The sequence below is a fragment of the Lactiplantibacillus paraplantarum genome (assembly GCF_003641145.1).
In the GTDB taxonomy this organism is placed as follows: domain Bacteria; phylum Bacillota; class Bacilli; order Lactobacillales; family Lactobacillaceae; genus Lactiplantibacillus; species Lactiplantibacillus paraplantarum.
Genome location: NZ_CP032744.1, coordinates 2,042,024 through 2,060,554, shown reverse-complemented (window position 1 = coordinate 2,060,554; position 18,531 = coordinate 2,042,024). Strand labels below are relative to the sequence as shown.

General features: G+C 43.6%; 15 protein-coding genes and 1 other annotated feature. Of the genes, 14 read left to right on the top strand and 1 reads right to left on the bottom strand.

Annotated features, from left to right (window positions below; translation table 11 throughout):
* The first annotated feature begins 10 nt into the window (after positions 1-10).
* The 5 genes from LP667_RS10185 to LP667_RS10165 all read left to right on the top strand — a co-directional run bounded on the left by LP667_RS10185 (position 11) and on the right by LP667_RS10165 (position 4,112).
* Complete coding sequence (locus LP667_RS10185; protein ID WP_021732556.1) at positions 11-679, top strand: septum site-determining protein MinC; 669 nt, start codon at positions 11-13, stop codon at positions 677-679.
* The gene (minD, locus tag LP667_RS10180) at positions 679-1,485 is read left to right on the top strand and encodes a septum site-determining protein MinD (protein WP_021732555.1); all 807 of its coding nucleotides are present in this window, start codon (positions 679-681) and stop codon (positions 1,483-1,485) included. Before LP667_RS10185 ends, minD begins: the two co-directional genes overlap by 1 nt.
* Before the next feature lie 48 nt (positions 1,486-1,533).
* Positions 1,534-1,764: a binding site (T-box leader), on the top strand.
* A gap of 201 nt (positions 1,765-1,965) precedes the next feature.
* Positions 1,966-2,607 carry an amino acid ABC transporter permease gene (locus LP667_RS10175; protein ID WP_021732554.1) on the top strand — a complete coding sequence of 214 codons (642 nt, stop codon included), beginning with the start codon at positions 1,966-1,968 and terminating at the stop codon, positions 2,605-2,607.
* 12 nt (positions 2,608-2,619) lie between these two features.
* Positions 2,620-3,261, top strand: a complete 642-nt coding sequence (locus LP667_RS10170) for an amino acid ABC transporter ATP-binding protein (RefSeq protein WP_021732553.1) — start codon at positions 2,620-2,622, stop codon at positions 3,259-3,261.
* 11 nt (positions 3,262-3,272) lie between these two features.
* Positions 3,273-4,112 (top strand): amino acid ABC transporter substrate-binding protein, encoded by an 840-nt coding sequence (locus LP667_RS10165; protein WP_021732552.1) that lies wholly within the window; start codon positions 3,273-3,275, stop codon positions 4,110-4,112.
* A gap of 421 nt (positions 4,113-4,533) precedes the next feature.
* On the opposite strand, the gene LP667_RS10160 is transcribed toward LP667_RS10165, so the two are convergent.
* Entirely contained in the window at positions 4,534-5,886 is a 1,353-nt protein-coding gene (locus LP667_RS10160) for an aspartate kinase (RefSeq protein WP_021732551.1), read from the bottom strand.
* A gap of 209 nt (positions 5,887-6,095) precedes the next feature.
* Between LP667_RS10160 and yfmF the strand changes: the two genes are divergently transcribed.
* The 9 genes from yfmF to mutS all read left to right on the top strand — a co-directional run bounded on the left by yfmF (position 6,096) and on the right by mutS (position 18,365).
* Positions 6,096-7,361, top strand: a complete 1,266-nt coding sequence (yfmF, locus tag LP667_RS10155) for an EF-P 5-aminopentanol modification-associated protein YfmF (RefSeq protein ID WP_021732550.1) — start codon at positions 6,096-6,098, stop codon at positions 7,359-7,361.
* Positions 7,358-8,659 carry an EF-P 5-aminopentanol modification-associated protein YfmH gene (gene yfmH, locus LP667_RS10150; protein WP_021732549.1) on the top strand — a complete coding sequence of 434 codons (1,302 nt, stop codon included), beginning with the start codon at positions 7,358-7,360 and terminating at the stop codon, positions 8,657-8,659. Before yfmF ends, yfmH begins: the two co-directional genes overlap by 4 nt.
* A 103-nt stretch (positions 8,660-8,762) precedes the next feature.
* The gene (locus LP667_RS10145) at positions 8,763-9,635 is read left to right on the top strand and encodes a helix-turn-helix domain-containing protein (RefSeq protein WP_021732548.1); all 873 of its coding nucleotides are present in this window, start codon (positions 8,763-8,765) and stop codon (positions 9,633-9,635) included.
* Positions 9,636-9,657: 22 nt separating this feature from the next.
* Positions 9,658-10,242: a CDP-diacylglycerol--glycerol-3-phosphate 3-phosphatidyltransferase gene (pgsA, locus tag LP667_RS10140; RefSeq protein WP_021732547.1), complete on the top strand. Its 585-nt coding sequence runs from the start codon at positions 9,658-9,660 to the stop codon at positions 10,240-10,242.
* Between the two features lie 195 nt (positions 10,243-10,437).
* Positions 10,438-11,700 (top strand): competence/damage-inducible protein A, encoded by a 1,263-nt coding sequence (locus tag LP667_RS10135; RefSeq protein ID WP_056988393.1) that lies wholly within the window; start codon positions 10,438-10,440, stop codon positions 11,698-11,700.
* A 91-nt stretch (positions 11,701-11,791) separates the two neighbouring features.
* Positions 11,792-12,928: a recombinase RecA gene (gene recA, locus LP667_RS10130; RefSeq protein ID WP_021732545.1), complete on the top strand. Its 1,137-nt coding sequence runs from the start codon at positions 11,792-11,794 to the stop codon at positions 12,926-12,928.
* Between the two features lie 229 nt (positions 12,929-13,157).
* A complete protein-coding gene (gene rny / locus LP667_RS10125; RefSeq protein WP_021732544.1) occupies positions 13,158-14,717 on the top strand; it encodes a ribonuclease Y in 1,560 nt (519 codons plus the stop codon).
* Between the two features lie 122 nt (positions 14,718-14,839).
* Positions 14,840-15,646: a TIGR00282 family metallophosphoesterase gene (locus LP667_RS10120; RefSeq protein ID WP_021732543.1), complete on the top strand. Its 807-nt coding sequence runs from the start codon at positions 14,840-14,842 to the stop codon at positions 15,644-15,646.
* A 28-nt stretch (positions 15,647-15,674) separates the two neighbouring features.
* On the top strand, positions 15,675-18,365 hold the full coding sequence (mutS, locus tag LP667_RS10115) for a DNA mismatch repair protein MutS (RefSeq protein ID WP_056988394.1): 2,691 nt from the start codon (positions 15,675-15,677) through the stop codon (positions 18,363-18,365).
* Positions 18,366-18,531 lie beyond the last annotated feature (166 nt).

Genomic DNA, 18,531 nt, shown 5'->3' with positions numbered 1-18,531 from the left:
GAATTCTAACATGCAGCAGAGTGTGGTTTTAAAGGCCAGTAATGATGGCTACGAATTGATCTTACGGCAAGAAGCAAGTTTCGATGATATTATGGTCGACTTGAAAGTCTTGTTGGATCGGTTACAGGCCGATAATACGACTGATAAACAAATCTCGTTTGATCTAGATACGGCTAGTCGGTTATTGACGGCGGAACAAAATCAAAAAGTAACGCAGTTGATTCAACAATACCCGTTATTTAGCATTCATAAATTAACGGCTAATGTTATTTTGACGGCGGATGCTTTAGCGATGATTGAACGTGATACGGTGCATCTGGTCAATCAGATCATTCGTAATGGTCAGGTCGTTGAGATTACGGGGGACGTGTTGTTCTTCGGTAAGATTCATGAGGGTGGGGTACTCCGGGCAACCGGCAGTATCTTTGTGATGGGTGAGGTTAATGGTGCCCTTGAAGCCGGTTATCCAGATCATAATGATGCGGTAATCGTCAGTCCCTTAGCGACCGTACCGCGAGTCCGAGTTGGTGAATTGTTAGAATTAGTTGACCTTGAAAAAGTTGTTGATGGGACCAACGTGGTCTACATTAATGATATTCAGGCGTTAGACTACCAGCCGCTCCAGCAATTAAAACGGGTACGACCGAAGCTATTTACTCGAAATGGAGGACGTGTTTGATGGGAAAAGCAATTGTCATCACCTCTGGTAAGGGTGGGGTCGGTAAAACGACCACAACGGCCAATTTAGGGACGGCCCTTGCTTTGATGGGCAAGAAAGTTTGCTTAGTAGATTTAGATATTGGATTACGAAATTTGGATGTTATTTTAGGCCTCGACAACCGGATCCTCTATGATATTGTGGATGTAGTTGCCGGTCGAGCTCAGTTACGACAAGCTTTAGTGAAAGATAAGCGGTTTGATGACTTATTGTTCCTATTGCCAGCTGCTCAAAATGCGGATAAAGATTCGCTTAATCCAGACCAAGTACGGACGATTGTAGACGAGTTGAAACCAGATTTTGACTATGTCTTGCTAGATTGTCCAGCGGGGATCGAACAAGGCTTCATGAATGCGATTGCGGGGGCTGATGCGGCCATTATCGTTTCGACACCCGAAATCTCAGCTATTCGAGATGCGGATCGGGTCGTCGGCTTGTTGGAACAGTATCCGTTAGCGGAAGCGCCCAAATTAGTAATTAACCGAATTCGGACGCGCATGATGCAAGACGGTGAGACGATGGATATTGATGAAATTACGCATCACCTGTCGATCGACTTGCTAGGGATCGTTTTTGATGATGATGCCGTGATTCGGACTTCGAATAACGGGGAACCGATTGTCTTGGATCCTAAAAATCCGGCGTCACAAGGCTACCGAAATATTGCGCGACGCATTGAAGGCGAAACGGTGCCATTAATGAATTTAGATACTCCTAAACCAGGGGTGTGGTCGCGGATTGCTGGAATTTTTCACCGTAATAAATAAAAAAAACCTTGACGGTTGCTTCATTTTCGATTAGTATGAATGCAACATAAAAAAACAGGGAACAGAAGAGTAGTTGTGAAGATCTTGTCTAGCGAGTTATCGGTGATGGAAAGATAACCAAGGTTTACAACGAACCACATCTGTGAGTTGAATGGCTGAAGTTAGTAAGCTGTTCCGGTTGGCCTCGTTAGCGGCGGAGTTTAGTGATAAACTCGTTGAGATTAGTTGTGTGAGCAACTAGTGAATATGAGGTGGAACCGCGATTAAATCGTCCTCTTAGGTAATTTGGCCTAAGGACGATTTTTTTGTTATCACAAAACTCCCTGAGGTAGTAACTGTGAAGTTATTACGAAGTGAGGTGGCACCACGGATAACCGTCCTCTTGAGTATTCGACTCAAGGGGACTTTTTTGTTGGGGCGGATTATGACGGATTAGTGGACGCAGCATCATGTGAACTGTAAATTTGGGAGGGAAAGCACATGCACTATATTTTAGAAATTTTGCCATCATTACTATCAGGTGCCATTATGACACTGAAAATCTTTATTTGGACCTTGATTGGGTCACTACCGTTAGGGTTAGTTGTTGGTCTCGGACTAATGTCTAATTTCAAACCACTGCAATGGTTGTTGCACTTCTACGTGTGGTTAATGCGGGGGACGCCGTTACTGCTACAATTGATTTTCGTTTTTTATGGTTTACCGTTGATTGGAATCGTCTTTCCTCGTTATTACGCGGCGTTGTTCGCATTTATCTTAAACTACGCGGCTTACTTTGCGGAAATCTTCCGGGGGGGCTTACAGTCAATTGATAACGGTCAGTATGAAAGTGCCCGGGTTTTGCGGTTGAGTTATTGGCAAACTATTCGTAAGATCGTAATTCCCCAAGTGATTAAAATTGTTTTACCGTCAGTGGGTAATGAAGTGATTAACTTAGTCAAAGATTCTTCGTTAGTTTATGTCATTGGTTTAGGGGACTTATTACGAGCTGGTAACGTAGCGACAGCGCGAGACGTCACCTTAGTACCCTTAGTGCTAGTTGGGGTCATTTACTTAGCACTGACAGCCGTGACAACGTTTGTCCTTGGACGAGTTGAAAAACACTACAGTTACTGGAAATAGGGAGGCCATCACATGTTAGAACTCAAAAATATTACAAAAAGTTTTGGTACGCGAACGATTATTAAGAATTTGAATTTAACCGTAAAAGATGGTGAGATTCTGAGTATTGTGGGTCCTTCTGGTGCAGGTAAGACGACGTTATTGCGTTGTATTACGGGACTTGAAAAGGTCAATGCCGGTGAATTTTTAGTCGATGGGCAACCATTTGACCCGTATACTAATCGGAGCAACGATAGTGTTATCGGCGTCGTTTTTCAAAATTTTGAACTGTTTCCAAATTTAACGGTGATGCAAAATATTACCTTAGCACCAACAACGGTATTAAAGCAGTCGGCTGCGGCCGCCGAAGAACAGGCTCAGACGCTATTAGACCGGTTGGACTTAGGTGATCATGCTGACCAGTATCCATATCAGCTATCTGGGGGGCAAAAGCAGCGAGTCGCCATTGCCCGAGCGTTAGCAATGAAGCCGAATGTTTTATGTTATGATGAGCCAACCTCGGCACTTGATCCGAACTTACGGCAAGAAGTTGAAAAGTTGATCTTAGGTTTAAAAGCTGATGGTATGACCCAAATCGTGGTCACTCATGATTTGACCTTTGCTGAAAATATTGCGGATGAAATGTTCCACGTTGAACCAACCAATAAGCAGTAGGGGGCGTCAGGATGAAGAAAAGATTATTCGTACTAAGTCTGCTTGTCGTGATGCTCTTAGGGATGACAACGACGTTAAGTGGCTGTGGTCAAAGTGTGACCAAGCGAGCTGACACACAAGATACGTGGGCTAAGATCAAAAAACGAGGCTACGTGGTGGTTGGTTTGGACGATAGCTTTGTACCGATGGGGTTCCGAGAGAAATCTGGTAAGCTGGTCGGTTATGATATCGACCTTGCTCGGGCAGTCTTTAAACAATACGGTATTAAGGTCAGTTTCCAAACAATTGATTGGTCCATGAATGCAACTGAGCTACGTAATGGCACGATTGATTTGATTTGGAATGGTTATACGAAAAATCCGCAGCGGGAAAAAGTTGTAGCTTTTAGTAATACTTATTTAAAGAATAAGCAGGTACTCGTTTCTTTAAAGAAAAATCATATTAGTTCATTTAATGATATGACGGGTAAGACGCTGGGGGTTCAGTCAGGTTCTTCAGGCTATGAGTCACTGGAAAACAATCCCAAATTGTTGAAGGATAAGATTGCCAAAAAGACACCGGTTCAATATGATACCTTCACGAATGCGTTTCTCGATCTGAATGCGGGCCGAATCAAAGGACTTTTGATTGATAGTGTTTATGCGAACTATTACATTAAACATGAAGCTAACTCGGCAGATTACCAAGAAACCCAGGGAACTTTTAAGTCGGAAGATTTTGCAGTCGGAATGCGTAAGGGTGATAAAACGATGCAGCGTAAAATCAATGCGGGCTTAAAAAAATTGAAGGCTAACGGAACGTTAGATAAAATTAATAAGAAATGGTTTGGAAATCAGAAGGTTGAGAATTAATAACCATGGGTGGTAACAGTTGTTAAGTGCAACCGGTATGAGTCAAAAAGCTAACATTGGGTTCTTAACAGCAATGTGAATGGGCTTTCTAAGAATGTAGCAGGTTCTTGGAAAGCCTATTTGGACGTTTGTTCAGATGGTTGCTCGACCAATCGATATCGCTAGTAGTGGCCATTCAGTAGCCATTCGTGTGGCAATCACAACTTGTTTGGTGTTAATGTCCCCGTGCTTGCTACGACAACGGACTAATATCAAGGCCTAGCCCATTTGCCACCTAGTCTTGGAAGTTGAAATAGCCGAATCATTGCTGAGGAATAACAATCTAACTCACAGGCGCCCTTAACAATGACTAATGGTTAAAACATGATGGCAAAAAATATCCGGCTAGCAATTGCCAGTCGGATATTTTATTTATGATGAATTAATTAAAAAATTCTTTGTATAACGCAATTACGGCCTGATTAGCATCGTTATCGTGGACCCCGAACATAATGGAAATTTCGGAAGCACCTTGGTTGACCATAATCAATTTAATGTCATCGTTGGCTAATGCAGTTGCGGCACGTGACATAATGCCGACACGGTTACGCATGTTTTCCCCAACCAACATCAAGATTGAATAGTCGTGGGTAAAGTAGATTTCATCAGGATTAATTGCCGCTGAAATTTCGGCAACTAGTGTTTTTTCTAATTCAGGTGTTAACTGGTGTTCATCAAAAATAATGGTTAAATCATCAATCCCAGATGGCATGTGTTCATAACTGATATGATGGTTTTCTAAAATTGTCAGAATTTTACGGCCCAGGCCAACTTCTTTATTTAATAAATACTTACGTAAGTATAGTGAACAAAAGCTAGAGGAACTGGCGATCCCTGTGACGGGGTAGTGGGGATTGGGTTCACGAGTTGATTTAATCAAAGTTCCTGGTGCCTCAGGATGATTTGTATTTTTGACATTGACAGTAATGTTACCTTCGATAGCAGGAATCAAGGCTTCATCGTGAAAAACGGAAAAGCCGGCATAGGATAGCTCACGCATTTCGGTAAACGTCATTTCATTAATGGCTGCTGGCTTAGCGACCAAGTTAGGATTGACTGCGTATATCGCATCGACATCGGTAAAATTCTCGTAACGTTCGGCGTGAACCCCCCGGGCAACGATCGCACCGGTAATATCGGAGCCACCACGTGAAAAAGTACAAATTTGGCCGTTGCGATTGTAAGCGAAGAAACCAGGAATCACTAAAATCTGTTCACTGTCGGCCCACTTAGCAAGTTGGTCATAGCTACTCTTGATAATCTGAGCATCGTCGGGAACATCAGTGACTACCATGCCAGCTTCTTTAGGATCAAGATAGCGCGCGTTGAGGCCGCTTCGCTGAAAGACGGCGGCGACCAGTTGCGCGTTGAGCCGTTCACCATGCGCCTTGAAAGTGGCCATTAAATAGGTATTATCAGCGTATGTTTGCTTCGGTAAATTACGAATGGTTTCAAAAATTGGGGTCAATTGGGTTTCGGGCACGTTAAAGCCGTGGCCAATTTCGGCATAACGGTCAATGATGGACGCAACGACTGCCTGTGTATCCTGATGATGAATCGTTTGACGCGCATATTGAATAAGCAAATCGGTGACCTTGGTGTCGCCATCGAACCGTTTACCTGGTGCTGACACAATTACATATTTACGTTGTTGATCAGCTTCGACGATTGAGAGGACTTTTTGCAGTTGTTGACTACTAGCGAGTGAACTGCCACCAAATTTAATTACTTTCACATTAACCGCTCCTTAATTTAATCAATAATGAAAAGAATAGCAGACAAAACGCGACTTGGCAATGATATTTGCCACTCACGAGAATTTAATTTAATTGCGAGAATAGATCATTTACTGACCAGAATGCTTAAATTTAAAAAACAATAGGACGGAAAGTTGCGTCAATCCGGCCTTTCGCTTATTATTTATTACATATGCAAGGAGGAAACATGTTGCAAACTCAGTTAGCAAAAGGGGTCCAATTGACGACGGTTAAGAGTCATCAATTTAAAACCAACCAAATTATTATTAATTTCCGCGCACCGCTTGCGCGTGAGACAATTACCCAGCGGGCGTTACTATCGAACTTATTAGAAACGAGCGCTGCCGATTATCCGGATCAACGGGCGTTAGCCAATGCATTGGCTGCCATGTATGGCGCTGCGTTTGGTGCGGGTGTTAGTCGTAAGGGACCAACACATAATTTACAATTAGCCATTACCGTTGCTAATGAACGCTATTTGGCGACTGATCAGCCGTTGACGAATCAAGCCATTCAATTTTTGCAACGGGTCATTTTACGACCACTGGCTGCTGGTGGCCAATTTGACCAAGCAACGTTTGATCGCCAAAAGACGAACTTGGAAGCGGCTATTAAGTCGGTTGCGGATGACAAACAGTATTATGCTGCCCAACAGCTCAATGCAGCACTGTTTGCTGATGAACCAGCTCAACAAGTTCCAAGTTACGGCACAGTTAATGATTTGACGGCAATTAATGCTTACAGCTTATATAATTACTATCAAATGATGATTCAAGATGATCAAATTGATATTATTGTAACGGGTGATATTGATGAGGCAGCTATTTTGACGCAGTGGCAACAGGCTGGCTTTGAAGACCGCCCAACTGGACGGCCCCGGCCATTTTATCAACATCATAATACGAAGCAATACGTTGAAGTAAGTGAACAACAAGCGCTTAGTCAGGCCAAACTGAATTTAGGTTATGACTTACCAGTCTTTTATCGTGGTAATCATTATTACGCGGCCTTGGTCTTTAACGAATTATTTGGTGGGTCCCCACTATCTAAGCTATTCATGAATGTACGTGAGAAAGCAAGTCTCGCGTACTATGCTAGCAGTTCGTTAGATACCTTCCGTGGTGTTCTCAAGGTGCAAGCTGGGATTGATGGTAAGAATCATGATCAAGTACTGGCAATTATTGCGGCCCAACTGACGGCGATTCAGACTGGCGATTTTACAGATGATTTAGTAGCGCAACTTAAACTGGGCTTGATTAATGATTTTGAATCGAGCTTAGATAGTCAGCGGACATTCGCAGTTCAGGCATTAATCGATGATTTAACGCAACAGCATGTCACGGATACTGAATGGTTAACGCAGATTCAAAATGTTACGCGTGAGCAGATTATTGCAGTCGCAAAGATGGTGACCCTGAATAATGGGTTCTTCTTGAGTGGGGTAACCGCATGAAAGTAAAAAAATATGATCAATTTAATGAAAGCTGTTATCAAGCCAAGTTAGACAACGGGTTGACCGTCACGTTATTACCTAAGGCTGGCTATCATAAGACGTACGCCACCTTTACAACGAATTATGGCTCGATCGACAATACCTTTGTACCGGCGGGTAGCACTGAAATGCAACGTTTCCCGGATGGTATTGCCCATTTTTTGGAGCATAAGATGTTTGAAAAGGAAGATCATGATGCCTTTCAAACTTTTGGTCAGTATGGTGCGAGCGCAAACGCTTTTACGAGTTTTACGAAGACGAGTTATTTATTTTCGGCAACCCGTCACTTGCAAGCCAATCTCATGACCTTACTGGATTTTGTTCAGGATCCATACTTTACACCAGCAACGGTTGATAAGGAAAAAGGTATTATTGGGCAAGAAATTGAGATGTATGATGATGATCCAAGTTGGCGGTTGTATTTTGGCATGATTGGCAATTTATATCCGAACCATCCACTGCAGTACGATATTGCGGGGACTACGGATTCAATTGCTAAGATTACAGCTGATGACTTGTACGCGGCGTATCGGACATTTTATCATCCCGAGAACATGACGTTGTTTGTGGTTGGCCATTTTGACCCGGATGAAGTATTAGGGTGGATCAAGACTAATCAAGCAGCGAAGAATTTTACGGCCTTTCAACCGATTGCACGTAAAATTCCTGAAACCGTTACGGATGGGCATGATATTATTCCTTACCGAACGATTGATATGCCGGTCAATCGGGCCAAATCAATCGTTGGTGTCAAGGGATTAGTGCCGATTGAAGCGGGCGCAGCGGCCTTAAAGTATCGCGCAGCGGTCAATGTTTTACTAGAGTTATTATTTGGTGATACTTCGGCCGATTATTTACGCTTATATGATCAAGGAATCATTGATGATACGTTTGGGTATGATTTCGAATTACAGTCCGGCTTTAATTTTGTGACCTTTAGTGGTGAGACGGATGATCCCGCAAAATTTGATGCGGCCATCATTGACGTGTTGGAAAATTGGCGGACAGCCGTTGTTGATCAAGAAGCAACGTTGGCATTAGTGAAAAAGGAAATGATTGGCCGCATTGTCTTCATGGCGAACTCCTTAGAAGCTATCGCGAACCGGTATGATCAACGATTATTTGGGACGGCCACTATTTTTGATGAGCCAGCCGTAATTGATCACTTAACGCTGGCCGATTTGCAGACGGTTGCTGAACAATTACTGACTTCTCAAGCTATTAGTGAGTATCAAATTCGACCACAGGCAAAGAGTTAAGGAAATCTGAAATTTAATGGTCACGGGGCTGCTAAATTTAGTTGCTGTGATATACTATTAACCGTAAGATTTTGAAAATAGACTTAGGGTGGAGAAAAAGTCAATGAGTGAAAATAACGAAGAAACAACAACGATTGGGGCGCGCTTAAAGGCTGCTCGGACAGCGAAGGGCCTGACCATTGATGATTTGCAACAAATCACCAAGATTCAGAAGCGTTACTTGATTGCAATCGAAGATGAACAGTTTGATAAGTTGCCAGGTGATTTTTATGTGCGGGCGTTTGTTAAACAATATGCAGATACTGTTGATTTGGATGGTAACGCCTTGTTAGAGGAATATCGTGACCAATTACCAAGTGTTCACGCTGAAAACATCGTTGAAAATGTTGATGAAGTTCAACCTACCCGGGTTGCGAGTCGTGAACAGCCCACTTCACCAGCTAGTCGGGTGCGCAACTATTTACCAACAATCATTGTCACAGCTATCGTGGTTTTGATTTTGTTATTTATTTGGTTTATGGCGGTCCGGACCCACGCTGGTTCGAGTTCTAGTACGAGTGCCGACAACTCTTCGGTACAAGTTTCGAGCTCTAAAAAGAAATCAAGTTCATCGAAAGCTAGCTCGTCAGCTAAAACTAGTTCTAAAGCTGCTTCTACCAAGGAACAAAGCATTAAAGCTGACGGTAGTAGCGATACAGCCTTTACTTTGACGAATGGGGCGGATAAGAATAAAGTAGTGATCAAGTCTACTAAGGCTGCTTGGACCTCCGTCACCACTAATGGAACACAAACTTGGCAAGGAACGTTGAAGGCGGATGGGTCACATACGCTAACGTTACCAAGCAATGCTAAGACGGTTAAGTTCCAGTTTGGGAACGCAACTGCCACGACCGTAACCATCAATGGTAAGACGTTCAACTTTAATCCGAAAAACAGTACGTCACAAGTTCGAACGATTACTTTAACCATCAAATAACGTTGCGGAGGAGGCTGGTACTTTGAATTTACCTAATAAATTAACGGTGTTTCGGATTATTCTGATTCCAGTTTTTATTCTTATTATGGTGCTACCCCTTAATTGGGGGCAAGTTGTGTGGGCTGGAACAACGATTCCAGTTACCCAAGTGGTGGCAACAGTTATTTTTGCGATTGCTTCATTAACTGATTTAGCGGATGGTAAAATCGCGCGGGGCCAACATTTAGTGACTAACTTTGGGAAGTTTGCGGATCCACTGGCGGATAAGATGTTAGTGATGACCGCCTTTATCATACTAGTGCGGATGAATGCAGCCCCTGATTGGGTTGTGGCGATTATTATGTGTCGGGAATTAGCTGTGACAGGATTACGCCTATTAATCGTTGAAAATAATGGTCAAGTGATGGCAGCTGCGATGCCTGGGAAGATTAAAACAACCACACAAATGATTGCAATTATCTTCTTGTTATTGAACAATGTGTTGTTTGCGGCTATTCACGTTCCGTTTGCCTTAATTATGTTATATATCTGCTTATTCTTTGTGATATATTCTGGCGTTGATTATTTTGTTCAGAATCGTGACGTTTTTGCAGATGGGTTTAAATAAAGTTAATAGTAAGCGCCACCCTGAGTATTGCGCTTAGGGTGGCGCTTTTACTCACGATTAGGATTGGATTACTGAGGTAAAATGTGCAATCTTTTTAATGGGGTCACCCGTTGTTTTCGTATATACTAATTGTAGGACGTTGTTAACTGCGCCCATACTGGATGTAATCGATATGATTACGGGGAGGCTTTTGGCATGCAAGCAGAAATAATCGCGGTTGGTACCGAGATTTTACTGGGACAGATTACAAATACGAATAGTACTTATATCGCACAAGGATTGGCTGAATTAGGAATTGATAGTTATTATCAGACGGTGGTCGGTGACAATCCGCAACGGTTATCGGCCGTGATTGAAATTGCGGCCCAACGGAATGATCTCGTCATTTTGACGGGGGGACTAGGACCAACGAAAGATGATTTAACCAAACAGACCCTCGCACAATATTTAAACGTGGCGTTGGTTGAGTCGCCATCAGCGATGCAAAAGATTACGGCTTGGTTTGCAACTAATGGTAAGACAATGACTGCTAATAACCGGTTACAAGCATTATATCCTGATGGTGCGGTGCCGTTGACTAATCACAATGGGATGGCGGTTGGGGCTTTTTATCAGTCTGTGGATAGTGCTGATTTCTTGTTGCTGCCGGGACCGCCCCGCGAATTGACTATGATGTTTGATACTGAAGCTAAGCCGAAATTGGCCGCGGCATACGGGCGACAGGCACAAATTTATTCGCGAGTGATGCGCTTTTATGGTATCAGTGAGTCTGAACTGGTTACTAAGTTGCAGCCATTGATCGATGGCCAGACTAAAGTGACGATCGCACCGTATGCCAAGACTAACGAGGTGACGTTACGCCTGAGTGCCCAAGCAGTGACTGAGAGGGTAGCCAAGACGATGATTGATACGGTGGACCAGCAAATTAAAGCTTGTGTGGGGACCTTCTTTTACGGTTATGGTGATGATAATTCGTTAGTGACAACGGTTATTAAGCAAATGATTGCGGCTAAGTTGAGTCTTACGGCTGCGGAAAGTTTAACGGCCGGACTATTTCAGAGCACGATCGGTAGTGTATCCGGTGTCTCAGCAATCTTTCCGGGTGGCTTTGTCACGTATGCCAATGAAGCTAAGCATCAGTTAGTCAATGTGCCGCAAGCAATTATTGATACCGATGGGGTAGTTTCTAAAACGACTGCTCAAGCCATGGCAGTGGGAGCCAAAAAACAATTAAATACTGCAGTGGGCGTGAGCTTTACTGGTGTTGCGGGGCCGGGGACACTTGAAGGTCAAGTTGCTGGGACCGTCTGGATCGGCTTAGCCTATCGCAATCAACCCGTTGTTGCTCACCAGTATCATTTTGCTGGTAACCGGCAACAGATCCGTGAGCGCAGTGTGATGGCTGGTTTAGACTTATTGCGGCATGCTTTAAACGCGGATATGGACTTAAAAAAATAATACGAACTTTTGTTCGCTTTTTGCTTGCAATTCTGACTTTGAACAGCTATGATATTAAGAGTTAGAAACGAGCACCAAAGGAGGAAATAATTTGGCTGATGCACGGAAAGCAGCACTAGATACTGCCCTAAAAAAGATCGAAAAGAACTTTGGTAAAGGGGCGATTATGCGGATGGGTGATGCTGCCCAGACGACGATTTCAACGATTTCAAGTGGATCGTTGGCCTTAGATGATGCGTTGGGTGTTGGCGGCTACCCACGTGGCCGGATCGTAGAAATCTATGGTCCTGAAAGTTCAGGTAAAACGACCGTTGCGTTACACGCGGTGGCTGAAGTTCAAAAGCAAGGTGGCACGGCAGCTTATATTGATGCTGAAAATGCCTTAGACCCTATTTATGCGGAACATTTGGGGGTTAATATCGATGATCTATTGCTCTCGCAACCAGATACTGGTGAACAGGGGCTTGAAATCGCAGATGCCTTAGTTTCTAGTGGTGCCGTTGATATTTTGGTTGTTGACTCAGTTGCGGCTTTAGTTCCACGGGCCGAAATTGAAGGTGAAATGGGTGACGCGCACGTTGGGTTACAAGCTCGACTCATGTCACAGGCATTACGAAAACTATCCGGAACGTTGAACAAGACTAAGACGATTGCATTATTTATTAATCAAATTCGTGAAAAAGTCGGGGTGATGTTTGGTAATCCCGAGACGACTCCGGGTGGTCGGGCGTTGAAATTCTACGCAACAATTCGGTTGGAAGTTCGGCGGGCTGAACAAATTAAAGAGGGAACCAATATTATTGGTAACCGTGTTCGAATCAAAGTTGTTAAAAACAAGGTGGCGCCACCATTTAAGCGAGCTGAAGTAGATATTATGTATGGTCATGGTATTTCACAAACTGGTGAAATTGTCGACATGGCTGCTGAAAAGGATATTGTGAAGAAGAGTGGTTCTTGGTATTCATACGGCGACGATCGGATTGGTCAAGGTCGTGAAAATGCGAAGAAATACCTGGACGAACATCCTGATATCATGACGGAAATTCGGCAAAAGGTTCGGGACGCGTATGGCATGGACCAAACTGGTGATGAAGAAGCGACTGAAACTAATGATCAAGCTAAGGATAAGGCCACAGCTAAGAGTGCTAGCAAGGGCCAAGGTAAGACACCCAAAGCGGGACCTACTGAGACAGCGCTAGAACTTGATGACCAGCCAACCGAAAAATAAATAGTTAGTTATAAAACGTCCAAAATAATTATTTTGGACGTTTTATGTACATATTTGGCTTGTTTCGAGTCAAAATCAGCACGGGTAGACCGGTTGCCATAAGACTTTAAGTTGACACTATTCGTTTCTAACATTAGAATAACAAGTGTGTAAATAATCAAAATATAACATCTGAAAATTTGTAGTTGATTTTATGTTAACTGGATTTTGGTGATGCGGAGGTGGAAACATGAATGTTTTCGGTATAATCCTCGCAGTCATCGCAATTGTTGTCGGTTATGGGATTGGTTACTATGTACGCAAGAACGTCCATGAAAAAGAATTGGACGTTGCCAAGAACACAGCCGAAGGTATTATTTCTGAGGCCAAACGGGCAGCGGAGACTCACAAGAAAGAAAAAGTCCTTGAGGCTAAGGAAGAGAGTCACCGTTACCGGGCTGAAGTTGAAACAGAGTTAAAGCAACGCCGGAATGAAGTGCAAAAGCAAGAAGACCGGTTGCTTCAACGTGAAGAAACTTTAGATCACAAAGAGAATACTTTTGAAAAGCGCGAGGATGCTTTAGGCAAAAAAGAAGATAAAATTGCCAATGAGCAAAAACGTGTTGAACAACAGCAACAAAGTGCAGCTTCACTAATCACGCAACGTCAAGCTGAGTTAGAACGGGTCGCGGCCTTGTCACAAGAACAAGCTCGCGAACAGATTTTGACCCAAACGCGCGAACAATTAACGCATGAACGGGCCGTATTAATTAAAGAAAATACGGACGAAGTGAAAGCGCAGTCTGAAAAAGAAGCCAAAAACTTAATTGTCCAAGCGATTCAGCAAAGTGCCGCCGATATGGTCTCAGAGACCACGGTATCGGTCGTTGCTTTGCCGAATGACGACATGAAAGGCCGGATTATTGGCCGGGAAGGTCGTAACATTCGAACGTTGGAAACTTTGACGGGGATTGATTTAATTATCGATGACACGCCAGAAGCCGTCGTTTTAAGTGGTTACGATCCGATTCGTCGTGAAATCGCAAAGATCGCGCTTGAAAAACTGATTCAAGACGGGCGGATTCATCCAGCTCGGATTGAAGAAATGGTTGAAAAAGCACGTAAGGAAATGGACGAAAAAATCCGTGAAACCGGTGAACAAGCCGTCTTTGACTTAGGTTTGCATGGGATGCATCCTGATTTAATCAAGCTAGTTGGTCGGTTAAATTATCGGACCAGTTATGGTCAAAATGTTTTGAATCACTCAATTGAAGTTGCGAAGTTGGCGGGCGTGTTGGCCGCTGAACTTGGTGAAGATGTTACACTCGCGAAACGCGCAGGATTATTACACGATATTGGTAAGGCCGTCGATCATGAGGTCGAAGGATCCCACGTTGAAATTGGCGTGGAATTAACAACGAAGTACAAAGAGAGTCCCGTCGTGATTAACACGATTGCGTCCCATCATGGTGATGTGGAAGCTAAGTCGATCATTGCGGTATTGGTTGCGACGTCTGATTCGATTTCAGCCGCCCGGCCAGGTGCTCGGAGCGAGTCGCTGGAGAATTATATTCATCGGCTCGAAAAGCTAGAAGCGATCGCTAATAATGAGGATGGGGTCAAGAAGAGTTATGCCATCCAAGCCGGTCGTGAAATTCGGGTCATCGTTAAGCCAAATGAAATTTCTGATTTACAGGCAACTGTTTTGGCGCACGATGTTAAAAAGCAGATTGAAAATGAACTTGAATATCCCGGTCATATTAAGGTTACGGTTATTCGGGAAGTTCGAGCAGTTGATTACGCTAAATAACCGGGAAGTGAGTTTAGGTCTTGACCTAAGCTCATTTTTTAATTGTCAGTAAAATTCAATCACGTTTTTCGGGCTAAATAATGCTAAAATAATTGGTATAACGTTAAACAAGGGAGCAATCTATGCGAATTCTATTTGTTGGGGATGTCATGGGCAACGTCGGTCAGACGGCGGTTACCACGTACTTACCTAAGTTAAAACGGCGCTACAAGCCGCAAGTTACCATTGTCAATGGGGAAAATGCCACCCGTGGCCGTGGTATCAATCAGGAAGTTTATAAGGATATCTTGACGGCAGGTGCTGATGTTATTACGATGGGCAATCATACTTGGGATAATAATGAAATCTTTGATTTTATTAACGGGGCCAAGAAACTGATTCGACCATTAAATTTCCCGCCGGCAACCACCCCGGGCGTTGGGTACACGATTGTGAAGGTCAATACGGTCAAGTTAGCCGTAATTAATTTACAAGGTAATGTGTTTATGGGCCAAAACTTGGCTGACCCTTTTACCACAGTGCAACCATTAGTGACCCAGTTGCGGGAAGAAACCCCGAATATTTTCATTGACTTTCATGCCGAAACAACGAGTGAAAAAGAGGCAATGGCCTGGTACTTGGATGGTCAAGTGAGTGCCGTGGTTGGGACGCACACCCATGTGCAGACAAGTGATGAACGGGTCTTACCCGATGGAACGGCCTTTTTAAGTGACGTTGGCTTCACGGGACCGTATAATGGCATTTTAGGGATGACCCGGGAGAACGTTATTCAGCGATTCCTAGAACAAATGCCGACCCGTTTTAACGTGCAAGAGGATAGTCCGGCGGTGTTATCTGGTTGTGTGATTGACATTGATGGTCAGAGTGGCCGGGCGAAAAAGATTGCCCGGATTTTAATTAATCCGGATCACCCATATTTTGACGATTAAGATTTAAGGATAGAAAGTAGGATTAAGTGTGCCACAAAAAACGAAAGATACACCGATGATGCGTCAATATTTTGCAGTCAAAAATCAATATCCCGATGCGTTTTTATTTTATCGACTCGGTGATTTTTATGAAATGTTTTTTGATGACGCGATTAAAGGTGCCCAGTTATTAGAGTTGACGTTAACAACGCGGAACCATTCGGCAGAAAATCCAATTCCAATGTGTGGGGTACCGCATCGCGCCGTGCAAAATTATATTGATATTTTAGTTGATAAGGGTTACAAAGTAGCCATTTGTGAACAGATGGAAGATCCCAAATTAGCTAAGGGTATGGTCAAGCGGGAAGTGATCCAATTAGTCACGCCCGGCACGACGCTAGAACGTGGTGCCGAACAGGCGAAGACCAATAACTACTTGACTGCATTGACTCAGAGCAATCAACAATATGGCTTTGCGTACGCCGACCTATCGACAGGGGAATTAAAGACGAGTGTTTTAACGACCAATGATGCGCTGGTCAACGAGTTGACTAGTTTGCAAACCAAGGAAATTGTGGTCGATGCTTCAGTTGGCGACGACTTGCGTGGACAGATCAAATCACTGGGGATTCTCGTTTCGGAACAAAATAACGTGACTCCTCAGGCGGAGCTAAGTTATTTGACCCAGGATTTGACTGTTGAGTTGGAAAAAAAAGTTGTAGAACGGCTATTAATGTATATTACGGTAACCCAAAAGCGGAGTCTAGCACACCTACAAAAAGCAATTGCTTATGAACCATCGTACTTCTTAAAACTTGATCATAATTCTAAATATAATTTGGAACTAATGAAGTCGATCCGAACTGGTAAAAAGCAGGGGACGCTTTTGTGGTTATTGGATGAAACCAAAACGGCGATGGGCGGGCGACTACTGAAACAGTGGATCGACCGGCCGTTGATCGTGAAGAACGATATTGAAACGCGTCAAAGTAAGGTTGCCACTTTGTTGGACCACTATTTTGAACGTAGCAACTTACAAGAAGAATTAACTAAGGTCTATGATTTAGAACGGTTAGCTGGCCGGGTTGCCTTTGGTAGCGTAAATGGTCGCGATTTAGTTCAATTAAAGACGTCATTGCGTCAGATTCCTAAGATTCGATATATCTTATCGGAATTGGACACGCAAGTATTTAACGAGGAAGTCAATCAGTTGGATCCAGTTGAAGACGTTGCGGATCTGATTGATGCGGCAATCGTTGAAGACGCACCCTTGTCGGTAACGGACGGTGGGGTCATCAAGGATGGTTATAATGAACAGCTCGATCAATACCGGGATGCGATGAATAACGGGAAAAAATGGATCGCAGAACTAGAGGCCCAAGAGCGTGCGACAACCGGTATTAAAAATCTAAAGATTGGTTTTAACCGGGTCTTTGGCTACTATATCGAGGTTACAAAAGCCAACCTAGCCCAATTGCCAAAGGATCGTTATGAACGGAAACAAACGTTGACGAATGCCGAACGTTTTAGCACACCTGAGTTGAAATCGCATGAAAGCTTGATTTTAGAAGCTGAGAGCCATTCTACGGATCTTGAGTACCAACTCTTCACGAAGGTTCGTGAAACGGTTAAGGGGGCCATTCAGCGCTTACAGACGTTAGCTAAGGCGGTTGCAGCGATTGATGTTTTACAAAGTTTCGCAGTTGTTAGCGAAGATTACCATTTCGTACAACCAACATTGACTAAGTCACATGACTTAAAAATTGTTGATGGTCGCCATCCCGTTGTTGAAAAGGTTATGGGTAATCAGAGTTACGTGCCAAACAACGTGACGATGGCACCTGACGAGACGGTATTACTAATTACTGGACCGAATATGTCAGGTAAGAGTACGTATATGCGGCAGTTAGCTTTGACAGTCATCATGGCCCAAATTGGTTGTTTTGTACCGGCTAAGTCGGCGCAACTCCCTATTTTTGACCAAATTTTCACACGGATTGGTGCAACTGACGATCTAATCTCAGGCCAAAGTACATTTATGGTGGAAATGCAAGAAGCTAATAATGCCTTACAACACGCGACGGCCAACAGTTTGGTGTTATTTGATGAAATTGGACGGGGGACGGCAACTTATGATGGGATGGCGTTAGCACAGGCGATTATTGAATTTGTGCATAACCACATTCATGCTAAGACGTTGTTTTCGACTCACTATCATGAGTTGACGGCCTTGGATCAAGAATTGACGGGGTTGCGCAATGTGCATGTTGGCGCAACTGAAAAAGACGGTGAACTGGTCTTCTTACACAAGGTCGAACCCGGGGCAGCAGATAAGTCTTACGGGGTGCACGTTGCTAAGTTGGCTGGGATGCCAACTAGTCTATTGGCGCGGGCCAATAAAATTCTCACGAGTTTAGAAAGTCAAACGAGCACGGTTTCAACTACAGCGGCTTCGATTTCAGCTAGTGATGCGGTTGCTAGTGTTGACGTGAACGTAACGAATACGGTGACTAATGAAGCGGTCAATAATTCAGTTGCCGTTGAGTCAGCGACTCCAGTTGCAGAATCACCGGCAACTGCAGCCGGTGATGAACAGCTCTCGTTATTTGCTGAGCCAGCGATGACTGATGCTAAAGGTGAAAAGGTCTTACAACAATTGAAGACGTTGAACCTGATGGCGATGACGCCGATGGATGTGATGAATCAGTTATATAAATGGCAGCAGAAATTAGGTAAGTAGCGCGGTACTTGCAAAGCAATAACGATTTTAAGGGCATGTTTGTCATGGATTATTGTTGAAATGTGACAAGTATTTAAGTTGAAAACAGTCAGTTTAAACTGACTGTGTTTCGTATGAATTGCGAGTTAGAAAAAAGGTATCTAAATAATTTTAGACGAAAGGACCG